We start from the raw sequence: 12394 nt of genomic DNA on the forward strand, positions 1-12394 counted from the left end.
GAAATAAATAATTGTGAAGGAGCGGATTGAAATGAATGTCGCAACAGCTCTTGGATATGGCAGCGAACAACGGCTGCTCATCATTAATGCGGATGATTACGGCTTGAGCAAGTCGTTTAATTCCGGCATTCAGCAACTGCTTGAGGAGCAGGCTGTCAGCTCCGCGACCTTAATGGTGCCGTGCCGGGCTTTCAAGGAAGCGGCGCTGTGGAGTGCCGGTCATCCCGAATATGACGTTGGCATTCATTTCACTTTCACAAGCGAGTGGGACTCCTATCGGTGGGGTCCAGTCAATAAAAGCGCATCTACGGCGTCACTCGTCACGCCAGATGGTTACTTTCCGAAAGACAGCAAGACGTTTGAACTGCAGGCGGACCCCGAACATGTGCGGGGAGAGCTCGTTGCCCAAATTGAAACGGCGCTTTCGTACGGTATGAAGCCAACACATGCGGATAACCATATGGGAAGTTTATATGGTCTCGCGACCGGCCGGCATTTTCTGCCGCTAGTTTTTGAGGTATGCGCCAAATACGGACTGCCATTCCGGATGCCAAGGTCACTGTCTCTGAGTGAAGGCGAAGTCGCTCCCCCAGAACTTGCGGAGCAAGCACGGCAGTTGGGTCAACTTGCCGATTCAATGGGAGTCGTCGTACTGGACTATTTGGCAGGGCTGCCATTCCAGCTTCAGCAAGGGGAAACCTACGAGACGCTTAGAACCGATATGCAGAAGCTGCTGCATAATCTTAGACCGGGCGTAACGGAGCTTATTATCCACCCGTCGCTAGTTACCGATGAGCTGCTTGCCTTTCACGGTCAGCCGGAGAAGCGGGGCATGGAATTTCAGTTATTCCGGGATAAAGCAATTCAACGAACAATTGCTGAACAAAACATTCAAGTGATTCATTGGCGTGATCTGCAACAGCTTCAGCGGAAGCAAAGCGGCTGGAAGGGCTGAGCAATAGCTAACAATTTTGCAATCGGTTACACTTTTTTTTAATTCCTATTTTCATTCATTCGCTGCAGAGGAGCTGCTTATATGTCATATGCACCCATTAATCAGTTAGCCGAACAATTAAAGGCCAATATCGGCAAAGTTATCGTCGGAAAAGAAAACGTCGTCGAGCTGTTGTTCATCGCGCTCGTTACTTCCGGGCACGTATTGCTGGAAGATGTGCCGGGCACAGGAAAGACGTTGCTCGCCAAATCAATGGCCAAGTCGCTGCAGCTGCAGTTCCGGCGCGTTCAGTTCACGCCGGACCTGCTGCCTTCCGACTTGACGGGCATTCAGTTCTACAATCAGAAGGAAGGCGGCTTCGAATTTCGTCCCGGCCCGTTATTTACGAATCTGCTACTTGCCGATGAGATCAACCGGGCTACACCCCGCACACAGTCCAGCTTGCTGGAGTGTATGGAGGAGCGGCAAATTAGCGTAGAGGGTGAAACGAAACGATTGGACAAGCCGTTTATGGTCATCGCGACGCAAAACCCGGTCGAGCATCAGGGAACGTTCCCGCTTCCGGAAGCGCAGTTGGACCGCTTCTTGTTCAAAATCGAAATGGGTTATCCGACAACAGAAGAGGCCGTTCAAATATTGAAGCGGTTCAAGGAAGGCGACCCGCTGGAGCAGCTAGAGCCTATAACGGGAGCCGAACAGATTGCTGAGGCGCAAAGGCTGTACAGCAGCGTTCGCATAGCCGACGACGTACTGCTTTATTTGCTGCAGATCGTGGAACAGACGAGAACGCGAGATGATGTGCTAATAGGCGTCAGCCCGCGGGGAAGCCAAGCGCTGCTTCGCGCCGCTCAAGTGCATGCGATACTGAGGGGGCGGGATTTCGTAACGCCGGACGACGTAAAGGCGATGGCGGCACCTGTACTGGCGCATCGGCTCGCGTTGCGGGGGCTGCAACGGACGCAGCATAATGCACAGCAAATCATCCAAGATATTATCCGGCAAACAGCGGTTCCGGCAGAAGCCGGCATTGCGTCCCGATAGGCGAAGACGATGATCATCTTATGGTTTGGCATCATGGCTATAATCGTTTTGTTTGTACAAGCGAAGGTGTTCGGCCGGTATGCCTTGCGAAACATCGGGTATACGAGACATTTTCAGAAGCGAAGCTGTTACAGGGGCGAGCAGCTCGAGCTTGTCGAACAACTGACGAACGAGAAGTGGCTGCCTGTTCCATGGCTGCGGGTGGAATCACAGCTTTCCGCGTTTTTGCATTTTCAGCATCAAGAAAATCTCGATGTCAGCAGCGGGCAATTATCCCAAAATCATAAAAGCTTCTTTGCACTTATGCCATTTACGAAAATAACGCGAAGACATCGCATAACGGCTGCCAAGAGGGGCCTCTATCAATTACAGACCGTTACAATTACAGGCGGCGACCTGCTCGGAATGGAGCAGCAAACGCGGCAAATCCCGTTAGGCGGCATTCTTGTCGTATATCCGCGGCCCGCAGAAGTTCCGGTGAACGAGCTGCCGTCACATAGCTGGCAAGGTGAGATTTCGGTGCGGCGCTGGATTATCGAAGATCCGTTTGTCATTACTGGCGCCCGGGATTACCGGACAGGAGACGGCTACAAGCAGGTTAACTGGAAAGCGACGGCGCGGGCGGGACGGCTTCAAGTCCATCAATATGACTTTACAGCCGACCGCAAGCTGATGGTTTATTTAAATGTGGAGGATCGCGAAGCGATGTGGCGCTCAGTGACGTCAGAGGAAATGATCGAGCGCGGAATTGAAATGGCTGCAGGAGCTGCACAATCTGTTATTCAATCCGGTATGGAAGCAGGCTTTGGCTGCAATATGCCCATGCTCGGCGGAATGGACAGCGTCATTCTTGAGCCGCGAGGCGGCAACGGACAGCTTATTGAACTGCTTGAGGCGATGGCCAGGCTGGAACTTACACGGACGGAGCGATTCGCAGAGCTGCTTCAGAGAGAAGCGGACAACGCCTATTCGCAGAGGGACATTCTCATTATTTCGGCATATTGGAATGAGGAGATAGACTTACAGGCAGAACGACTTCGCGGCAACGGGAATGCTGTTGTACACTGGATGCTGGCGGACATGCCCCGCAACCAGGAAGAGAAGGCAGGTGCAGCCGGATGATAGGCAGATTTAACTCCAAATCACCGATCGCTTCTATTTTCAAGGGCGCAGTCGAAGTGTTGTTCTGCTTGCCGCTGCTGCTGCTGATTGTCGTTCATGTTTTTTCGGATCAAGCTGTTCTGTTGTGGCTGCTGACACTGCCTCTTTGCTACGGAATTGGCGCATTTCTTAAACAGGTTTTGAAGTTTAATCGGCTTATCTACAGGTTAACGGCAGCTATTATCATTGGAGCGGCACATGGCGGTTTTATCGCTGTATGGGATTTAGGGGAAAACGCAGCCGGTACCGCTATCGTACTTGTTGTATTGCTGGTCATCATCAGTATGCTTGCCGTCTTTAGAGGCATCAGCCAAATGGCCGACGGCTGGACTAAGCTGTTTCCGAATACCGCGATGATTTTCTGCATATTCGCCTTTGTGGCGATCCAGCCGTTTAAGGGAATGCTGCCTCACATCACGCCTTACGGAAACGCTTTGACGGTATGCGGCATCGCAGCGGTCATTCTATTTTTCTTTTTAACGAATGAAAGACTGATTTCAGATGAAGCAGGCAGCGAATCCAGAAGCAGGACAGCCGCAGGATTTCGCAGACAGAACAGATGGATGACGGCGCTTGTCGTACTTGTTCTGATCATCATCAGCTTGTTCCGCCAATTGCAGCAGCTGCTGGAATCCGCCTTCCGGGCAATTGGGGATGCCATCATGAGATGGTTGAACAGACCGACCGAGCCCATTGAACCGTCTACGGAACCACCTCCGGCCTTGGATCCTGCACTGCCGATTGAACCAGCAGAGCCATCAGCCTGGGCTTTGCTTCTAGAAGCGATATTACGTATTGCCGGCACGATTCTGCTTATTATTGTATTGGGTGTCGTGCTGTTCTTTATCGGACGCGGCCTGTACCGTCTTCTTCGAAAGACGATGGACCGGCTGCTGGCCCGTTCGAGCGAAAGCCGCGAGTTGGAAGGCGGATATGTCGACGAAGTTGAGAGTCTCATGTCTTCATCGAGATGGGGCAGAGGCCGTAAGGGCAAAGCCGATAAGGAACCGGGCTGGAGCGAGCTGCGAACAGGAGCGGATCGTATTCGTTATTTGTATCGGCGGTTCATAAAGGGGCACGTTGAGAAGGGCTATTCATATCAGCCGCATTTGACACCGAAAGAGACGGCTGCCGATCTGTTGTCTTGGCAACAAAGACAGGGGGCATCGGATGAAGAACAGTCGCTGGTCCGGGCCTATGAGGAAGTTCGATACGGCGAGCGGGAGATGGACGCACAATCGGCTGAGCAATTGAAAAAGCGGCTTGATGAATCAAGCCGCAAGTCTTTCAAAAATAAATAAGTCCGTAGCGCTAGCTGCGCTGTTCGACGATATGCTTGGCGATTTTAGTGCCGTGATATCGTCCCGATTCAATGAAGATCTCATTTGCTTCATGCTTGGAGGCGACGACTCCGGCTAGATATAAGCCAGGAACGTTCGTCTCCATTGTCGTCTCATCAAAGAACGGGAATCCTTCCTCCGCAATCGTTACGCCGGTGTGGATCAAGAAATCGCGATCAGGATGGAAGCCGGTTAGCGCCAGTACAAAGTCATTGGGAATGGAATGTTTTCCGTCCGGTCCTTGAATGATAACGCTTCGCTTATCGATCTCAATGACTTGGGATTGAAACAGCATCTTAATGCTGCCGTTCTCAACCTTTTTCTCCAGACCCGGGCGTACCCAAGGCTTAATGCTACGGGAATAGGTGTCACCGCGATAAATAATGGTTACTTTGGCGCCGGCGCGTTCTAGCTCAAGAGCGGCGTCGATAGCCGAGTTGCTGCCGCCGATAATCGCGACCTCCATGCCGGTATAGGGATGGGATTCGCGGAAAAAGTGGGTAACTTTGTCCAGTTTTTCTCCCGGAATGCCCAAATAGTTCGGATGATCGAAATAGCCGGTTGCAATTACGACATAGCGGGCAGCATATTCACAGTTATCGCCAAAGCGATCAACGCTATGGACGATGAACTCGCCGTTCTCGCGTTCTACGCGCTGTACAGTCTCATAAGCATGGATCCGCACCTCGTGGCGAAGCGCAGCGGTCCGGTAATAATTGATCGCCTCAAGGCGAGACGGCTTTTCATTGGGCGAAGTGAAGGGAATATCGCCGATCTCCAAACGGTCTGCCGTACTGAAAAAATGCATATACGTGGGATATTGGGCAATCGAGTGTACCATATTGTTCTTCTCAATAATGAGCGGGCGCAGCCCGATTCGCTGCAGCTCAATGGCGGCTGCTAGTCCGCACGGACCGGCCCCGATAATAATTGCTTCTTCTCGTTCCATTGCGTCAACCTCCAGATTGATGTCCAACCTATTTTACAGCGGAGTGCGGATTTAACGCAAATTTGGCGTTTGGCTATCTTGTACACCGGTTGGAATATTGTATAATAATGTGGAACCGTTTGTACCGAAGGAGGAGCTAGCATGCGACGGCGATTTGTAATAGAAGCAGTAATGGTAGCAACCTATGGGCATCTTCTTGTCCCAAGCCGTCCAATCGATTATGTCGTGCCTTATTCTTCCGTTCTCGAACTTTACGATATGCGCGACGGATCCGATCCGGTCATGGAAGATCCTGAAGATGATTTTCATGTTAGAACCAAAATAGCGGAGCTGATCGCTTTTTTTGAGGATCCGCTCAACCGCAAGAAAATTGAGAAAGCGATGCAGCTGCCTTGGCGGGAGAGCTCGCCGCTTATATTGAATGAACGTATACAATTTACGGTCGTTCATGCGGTCGACAATGCCCATTATGGCGAATATTTTGATCCGATTGAAACGGAATTGCTGTTAACCAGCTCGAAGCTAAGCGTTCCGCTATTGTCGGACCAGTTCGAGTTTCAGGATAAACTGATCGAAGCTGAAGTACCTGTACAGATTTATGACATCGAAGATTTTGAGTTTGCGGTCGAAGAAGGAATATCAACGGCAGATGCCGGATTGTTCAACGATCGTTAACGCTCGAAAGACCTTGGGCTGTTTGCGGCTTGGGGTCTTTTTTGTTGCTTATTTTGAAAGGGGGATTGTCTCTTGAAGACGCTAATGAGGCTTATGATTTACGTAAAGCCAAGCGCCAGATGGGTAGTTGCTGCTGTCATTATTATGATTCTGGCCACTCTGTTCGATTTAATTGCGCCATGGATACTGAAGGAAATATTCGATAAAGGAATTGCCGTCAAAAACATGTCTGTAGTGATATCGCTGACGCTGCTGCTCGCAGGCGTTCAAGCGCTGAAGAGTGCGGGAATGTTCCTGCAAGGCTACTCACAGGAGCTAGTGGGGCAGAACGTCGTATTTAAGCTGAGAGAGGAGCTTTACGCCAAGCTTCAACGGCTGTCATTCACTTATTATGACAAAGCACAAACGGGACAGCTTATGTCGCGTATGACGGGCGATATCGAAGCGGTTAAAAACTTCGTCGGCTTTGGCGCTATGGCCTTATTTACGGGCTTGCTCACCTTTGTAGGCACCTTTATTTTCATGCTGTGGATGCAGTGGCAAGTAACGTTGATAAGCGCCGTAACGATACCGCTTATTTTGCTCGTCTTGTGGCGCTTCTATCGTAAAGTTGGACCGGCCTGGTCCAGCATACGAGAGCAGATGGGCAAGCTGACGACTACGCTGCAGGAGAACATTTCCGGCATTCGTGTCGTGAAGTCATTTGCAGCCGAAAACTCCGAGAAGGGCAAGTTTGCGGCACGCAACAAGCAAAATTTCGAGACGAACATGGAGCGTGCGAAGCTGGAGGCGAAGTCGTTCCCTCTAATGGGCTTGTTCGGCGGTTTGACGTTCGTGCTGATGATCTGGCTGGGCGCAATCTTCGTCGCTCGCGATGAGATGTCCATGGGAACGTTCATGGCTTTCCAATGGTATACGTGGGGGATGATTTGGCCGCTCAATATGCTTGGATGGCAAATCAACATTATGCAGCAGGCAGTTAAAGCGGCGCCGCGTGTATTTGAAGTGCTGGATGCGGACGTCGATATCGAGTCGCCAGACGCGGGACGTGAAACGAAAGGTATGAAGGGCTTTGTGACATTCGATGGGGTAAGCTTCTACTTTGCCGATCAGGACCGTAAATCCGATGAGCCAATCTTGAAAAGTATCGATTTCAAAGTCAACCAGGGTGAAGTGATAGCGGTGCTTGGTGCAACGGGATCGGGCAAAAGCAGCCTCATTGGCTTGCTATCACGTTTCTATGATACATCAAGCGGCCGGGTACTTATCGACGGCACCGATGTGCGCGACTACGAGCTCGACGGTCTTCGCCGGAGTATTGGCATTGTACCGCAAGAGACGTTTTTGTTCTCCGCTACGATCCGGGACAATATCGCATATGGATATCCGGGCGCTACGCAAGAGCAAATTGAGCATGCGGCGGCAAAGGCGCAAATTCATTCGTTTATCGAAGGGCTGCCTCACGGCTACGATACGCTGATTGGGGAGCGAGGCGTTGGGCTGTCCGGTGGACAACGGCAGAGGGTCGCGCTAGCACGAGCTATTCTGATGGACTCGCCGATTCTCGTCTTGGATGAAGCGACAGCGAGCGTAGACACCGCTACGGAGTCTGCCATTCATGAAGCATTGCTTGAGGTGATGAAGGGGCGCACAACGTTTATTATTGCGCAGCGGCTGTCATCCATTCAGCATGCCGACCGGATCATCGTTCTAGAGCGCGGCAAGCTTGTCGAGCAAGGGACACATAGGGAGCTGAGCGAGCGCAACGGATTTTTCCGCAAGCTGTTCGAACAGCAGCAGAAGCAGCAAGCTTCTTTATAAGGAGGAATGCAAATGAGCCAAGTGGAGTGGGATGAGGAGGAAATCGAAGAAAAGCCGTTTAATATGGGCTATATGCGCAAGCTCTTCGGTTATCTGACTCCTTATCGTAAAATATTATCTTTCGTCGTCGTTGTTGTCCTCATTAATATGCTGCTCAGTCTGGCAGAACCGCTGCTGCTTGCTTATCTTATCGATAACGGTATTAAAAATGGCGATTTTAAAGCGATACATATATTCGGCATTACGCTGCTCGCCATTAAGCTGATCGGCTGGGGCTGTGATTGGATTCGGACTAAATATATTAATTTTACAGGCCAGCGGATTTTATTCGATTTACGTCAACAATTATTCGATCATTTGCAAAAGCTGAGCTTCCGTTTTTTCGACGGCAGACCGGCTGGCAAAATTATGTCGCGTATTACGAATGATACGAATGCGATTGGCGAGCTTATTAACGGCGGATTGATTACGACCGTTATGGAAGTAACGCATCTGGTTGGTATTATCGCTATTTTACTATGGATGGACTGGCAGCTTGCCTTGCTTTCATTCGTTACGATGCCGCTGCTCTATTTCGTCGTTGGCAGAATGCGGCCTCGCATTGAAGGCGCCTGGACACGCTCGCGCCAAACGATGTCGGCTATTAACGGCAACTTGAATGAGACGATTCAAGGCATTCGCGTCATTCAAGCTTTTTCAAGACAGCAGCAGAACAATGAAAAGTTCGATGTTATTAATACAAGAAACAAGAAGGCGTTCATGCGAGCGGTTACGCTGGAATCAATGGTATATCCGTTTGTCGAAATGATCGGCATGATCGGGACTTGCGTCGTTATCTGGTTTGGGGCGACACGGGTTATGGACGATGTATTGACTGTAGGTTTTATTATGGCATTCATTAATTACTTGTGGAGATTCTGGGGGCCGCTCAGCGCCTTGTCGAAGGTATACAGCCAGGTGCTGTCAGCCATGGCTTCGGCAGAGCGGATATTTGAAATATTGGATACGGATCCAGAAGTGACAAACGCTGAAAATGCGAAACGTCTGCCCGCTGTTCGCGGTGACGTCTCGTTCGAGAATGTATCCTTCCGTTATGCGCCGGACAAACCGGATGTGCTTCATGATGTGAGCTTTAACGTGCGCGCCGGACAGCGTGTGGCACTGGTAGGTCCAACTGGAGCGGGAAAGAGTACGATCGTCAATTTATTAATGAGGTTTTATGATTCAACGGACGGCAAAGTGAAGATCGATGATATTGATGTTAAGGATGTGACGCTGGAATCACTTCGTCAGCAGATGGGTATTGTCCTTCAGGACTCCTTTATTTTCTCCGGAACAATAGAGCAGAATTTGCGCTACGGAAATGATCATTGTACCGAAGAACAGATGATTCAGGCGGCGGAGAGTGTGAGATTGGACCGGGTCGTTGCGGGGCTGCCGAACGGCTACGATACGGAACTCGAAGAGCGCGGCTCCAAGCTTTCTGTCGGACAACGGCAATTGCTTGCTTTCGGGCGGGTGCTGCTCTCGGACCCTCGCATTCTGATTCTGGATGAGGCGACCTCCAGTGTCGATACAGAAACCGAGCAGCATATCCAGGAAGCACTGGAGACGCTGCTCGGCGGCAGAACGGCATTTATTATTGCGCACCGGCTGTCTACGATCAGAGAAGCCGACGTTATATTGGTCGTGCAGGATGGCCGTATCAGTGAGCAGGGCTCGCATGACGAGCTGATGCAAAGAGGAGGCACCTATGCCAACCTCGTGCAGACGCAGCAGCAAATGCAGGAAGCGGTCATGTCGCAGGCGCTGCTCTAAGAGGAGGCCGATTCCTCGCTGTTTCGTTTAATCCGGTCAATCGCTTCCGCCATCGTCTTATCCGTTAAATGAGCGTATATTTGCGTCGTTTCCGGTGAAGCGTGACCCAATTGCTCTTGTGTCATATAAATATCGTTGCGGAGGTAATAGTCCGTCGCGAAGGAATGGCGCAGCTTATGTACGGAGAGATAAGGCTTGCCGAATCGCTTCGCATATTTTATGACCATTTCCTGAATAGCTCTCTTAGTCATTCTAGAGCCTTCTTTTTTGCCGTTAGCGATGGCGAGAAAGAGGGCTTTTTCTCGTTTAGGCGCCTTATATCGAGTATCGCGCATTTGCAGATAGGCATTCAGATCATCCGTTGCTTCCTGTCTAAAATAAACCGGCGTTTTGAACGTATCATCATTTTTACCTTTGCGGTAAACGTAACAAAGCTTTTTCTTCACATCGATATCGTCAATATTGAGATTGACCAACTCGGAGACGCGCAGCCCGGAATGAAGAATGAGACTGATGATGCAAGCGTCGCGTGTTTGATTCAATTTATAAGAATAAAGTGCTTGCTTATTTGCGGCTATATCCTGCTCGTAATAATGGCCGATGTAAGCTAGAAACTCTCCGATTTCTTCCTCTTGCAGCAGCTTGCCCTCCAGCTTGGCAGCCGTATCCTTCGGCTTATGCGTCCGTTTGATCGAAACCTTTGCCATTACGTTGCGCTTAAGCAGCGGATAAAATTCATCATCCTCGGCGATTTGGCTCAAATAATGAAAAAGCGAACGTAAGGACGACAACCGTCTTGTGATCGTCGTTTTCGTATTGTGATGGGTAGGGTGGGTAGCAAGAAACATCCGAAAGTTATCAATGCTTTCCATATGAAGACGCTCGAGCTCGATAAGCTCAACCTGTTTAATTTCTGCAGCGCTCGACAGTCCTTCCGCAATGAGCCATTTCATGAATAGCTCATAGTCCCGAACGTACTCCAGCAAGGAAGACGGCGACAGGTCAGGCAGCTTATAATTAACGAATTTCTCCACATACCACGGCATGGCCGGCAGTTTGCGGTCCAGTTCTTGACGGTCTTTCACCTTTAAAATATTCAAGGGTCGTGCACCTCGCTTCTGTTCAAACCTTTCTATATTGTACCAACTGAACCCCCCTTGGACAATGCGAACAAGCGGTTAAGAAGCGGGAAATTCACTTCCAGAAGCTTCTTTAGCAAATAAATGTAATTTATGGTTTAGGGTTACTAGATAAAAGATAGTGTGTTAAACTCATGAAATGTTATCCGAATCCATTAAAATTCCATTAATTCATGATATGAATTATTAAAATTATGAGGAGGAAAAAAGAATAATGATAAATAATCATATAATGCGCAGAAGTATCATATATATATTTGCAATTATTATTGCATTTGCTGTTCCGATACAGGCTGTACAGGCGGCTGCACCTGCAACGCTGCGCTACGGGGATAGCGGCGTGGACGTGCCGGACTTGCAGTTCCGGCTGAAGACGCTCGGTTACTTCAATAATGATGCCATAACTGAGTTTTATGGCAAAATGACCGAGGATGCCGTTCGCCGTTTTCAAGCGGATTATGGCTTGAAGAAGGACGGAATTGCCGGCGAATCCACTTGGACGAGCTTGAAGAAGGTTTCGGCCAATGAACGCGAGCTGAATCTGCTTGCCCGCATCATCTATGCGGAAGCGCGAGGGGAATCCTATAAAGGTCAAGTAGCGGTTGCTGCTGTTGTATTGAACAGATTGAGCGCGCCCGGCTTCCCGGACACGATAGAAGGCGTCATTGAGCAATCTGGTGCGTTCACAGCTGTTGATGACGGCCAGTATTACTTGCAGCCGGATTCGCAGTCTTACCGGGCTGCTACGGATGCGCTGCGCGGCGAAGACCCTTCAAGGGGCGCGTTGTATTACTTCAATCCAAAGACGGCTACATCCAAATGGATTTGGTCCCGCCAGCAGATTGTAACGATAGGCAATCATATCTTTGCGAAATAATAGCGAGTGGAATGGATATCGGAATGATACTGCCTTTATTGAAGAAAGGCAGGGAGGAAGAACTGGAGCCGTCTGAGAAGATGGCTCCTTTTGCTGTCGAGAACCTTGAATGCATTGAATTTTTGCGAAGGATGAGCCCTTTAACTGAACTATTCGTACATAACCTCCAATCACATGCCAGCGTCCACACGGTAGCCTCACTGATGAGAATTAGAAGTAGCTAACTCCACTCTGCAAGTGTCATCTCCTATGCAATTCAACTTTTACTTTTATTTGATAGTCGCCCTCATGGCTTTATTCAACGTGATTGCTTCCGCGAAATCAAGTCGACTTTACTCTAAGCTAACTTCTCCTATGTTACTTGAGAAACAAAATGTAAAAGTGCAGGCTGATGCGTCTCAAATGACCCCAAATAGCCTTCAAAATGTAAAAGTACATTTCAAATCACCCGATTTCTCTCTATCGAGGCATTTTGGCTCAATCAAAATGCACATTTGCATTTTGAAGCGATAAATCGTCGGAAAATAGGCTTACAACCTGCACTTTCTCCAAGGCCCCCTAAATAAACTAGAGTCTCCCTATCCAAATATATTAAAATAAAGAAAAGGGAGATGATTC

General features: G+C 49.5%; 10 protein-coding genes. 8 read left to right on the forward strand and 2 right to left on the reverse strand.

Going from position 1 to position 12394, the window contains the following annotated elements; genetic code table 11:
- Positions 1 to 31: 31 nt before the first annotated feature.
- The 4 genes from IEX98_RS26775 (at position 32) to IEX98_RS26790 (ending at position 4458) form a co-directional block, all read left to right on the forward strand.
- Positions 32 to 955 carry a polysaccharide deacetylase family protein gene (locus IEX98_RS26775; RefSeq protein WP_188892750.1) on the forward strand — a complete coding sequence of 308 codons (924 nt, stop codon included), beginning with the start codon at positions 32 to 34 and terminating at the stop codon, positions 953 to 955.
- Positions 956 to 1036: 81 nt separating this feature from the next.
- Entirely contained in the window at positions 1037 to 1996 is a 960-nt protein-coding gene (locus IEX98_RS26780; protein ID WP_188892751.1) for an AAA family ATPase, read from the forward strand.
- 9 nt (positions 1997 to 2005) lie between these two features.
- Positions 2006 to 3118 (forward strand): DUF58 domain-containing protein, encoded by a 1113-nt coding sequence (locus tag IEX98_RS26785; RefSeq protein WP_188892752.1) that lies wholly within the window; start codon positions 2006 to 2008, stop codon positions 3116 to 3118.
- Complete coding sequence (locus IEX98_RS26790; RefSeq protein ID WP_188892753.1) at positions 3115 to 4458, forward strand: DUF4129 domain-containing protein; 1344 nt, start codon at positions 3115 to 3117, stop codon at positions 4456 to 4458. Before IEX98_RS26785 ends, IEX98_RS26790 begins: the two co-directional genes overlap by 4 nt.
- Positions 4459 to 4468: 10 nt before the next feature.
- On the opposite strand, the gene IEX98_RS26795 is transcribed toward IEX98_RS26790, so the two are convergent.
- Positions 4469 to 5446: a YpdA family putative bacillithiol disulfide reductase gene (locus IEX98_RS26795; RefSeq protein WP_188892754.1), complete on the reverse strand. Its 978-nt coding sequence runs from the start codon at positions 5444 to 5446 to the stop codon at positions 4469 to 4471.
- Between the two features lie 141 nt (positions 5447 to 5587).
- Between IEX98_RS26795 and IEX98_RS26800 the strand changes: the two genes are divergently transcribed.
- The 3 genes from IEX98_RS26800 to IEX98_RS26810 all read left to right on the forward strand — a co-directional run bounded on the left by IEX98_RS26800 (position 5588) and on the right by IEX98_RS26810 (position 9760).
- Positions 5588 to 6121 carry an ADP-heptose synthase gene (locus IEX98_RS26800; protein ID WP_188892755.1) on the forward strand — a complete coding sequence of 178 codons (534 nt, stop codon included), beginning with the start codon at positions 5588 to 5590 and terminating at the stop codon, positions 6119 to 6121.
- 72 nt (positions 6122 to 6193) lie between these two features.
- Entirely contained in the window at positions 6194 to 7942 is a 1749-nt protein-coding gene (locus tag IEX98_RS26805; protein ID WP_188892756.1) for an ABC transporter ATP-binding protein, read from the forward strand.
- Positions 7943 to 7954: 12 nt separating this feature from the next.
- On the forward strand, positions 7955 to 9760 hold the full coding sequence (locus IEX98_RS26810; protein ID WP_188892757.1) for an ABC transporter ATP-binding protein: 1806 nt from the start codon (positions 7955 to 7957) through the stop codon (positions 9758 to 9760).
- On the opposite strand, the gene xerS is transcribed toward IEX98_RS26810, so the two are convergent.
- Positions 9757 to 10860 carry a tyrosine recombinase XerS gene (gene xerS / locus IEX98_RS26815; protein WP_188892758.1) on the reverse strand — a complete coding sequence of 368 codons (1104 nt, stop codon included), beginning with the start codon at positions 10858 to 10860 and terminating at the stop codon, positions 9757 to 9759. The genes IEX98_RS26810 and xerS overlap by 4 nt on opposite strands.
- Before the next feature lie 253 nt (positions 10861 to 11113).
- On the opposite strand from xerS, the gene sleB reads away from it, so the two are divergent.
- Entirely contained in the window at positions 11114 to 11776 is a 663-nt protein-coding gene (sleB, locus tag IEX98_RS26820; protein WP_229692415.1) for a spore cortex-lytic enzyme, read from the forward strand.
- Positions 11777 to 12394 lie beyond the last annotated feature (618 nt).

The sequence above is a fragment of the Paenibacillus radicis (ex Gao et al. 2016) genome (genome assembly GCF_014641555.1).
Classification (GTDB): domain Bacteria; phylum Bacillota; class Bacilli; order Paenibacillales; family Paenibacillaceae; genus Pristimantibacillus; species Pristimantibacillus radicis.

What these genes read in the sequence shown, in the direction of transcription:
- IEX98_RS26775 (WP_188892750.1), top strand. Translation starts at nt 32, where the DNA reads ATGAATGTCGCAACAGCTCTTGGATATGGCAGCGAACAACGGCTGCTC.
- IEX98_RS26780 (WP_188892751.1), top strand. Translation starts at nt 1,037, where the DNA reads ATGTCATATGCACCCATTAATCAGTTAGCCGAACAATTAAAGGCCAAT.
- IEX98_RS26785 (WP_188892752.1), top strand. Translation starts at nt 2,006, where the DNA reads ATGATCATCTTATGGTTTGGCATCATGGCTATAATCGTTTTGTTTGTA.
- IEX98_RS26790 (WP_188892753.1), top strand. Translation starts at nt 3,115, where the DNA reads ATGATAGGCAGATTTAACTCCAAATCACCGATCGCTTCTATTTTCAAG.
- IEX98_RS26795 (WP_188892754.1), bottom strand. Translation starts at nt 5,446, where the DNA reads ATGGAACGAGAAGAAGCAATTATTATCGGGGCCGGTCCGTGCGGACTA.
- IEX98_RS26800 (WP_188892755.1), top strand. Translation starts at nt 5,588, where the DNA reads ATGCGACGGCGATTTGTAATAGAAGCAGTAATGGTAGCAACCTATGGG.
- IEX98_RS26810 (WP_188892757.1), top strand. Translation starts at nt 7,955, where the DNA reads ATGAGCCAAGTGGAGTGGGATGAGGAGGAAATCGAAGAAAAGCCGTTT.
- sleB (WP_229692415.1), top strand. Translation starts at nt 11,114, where the DNA reads ATGATAAATAATCATATAATGCGCAGAAGTATCATATATATATTTGCA.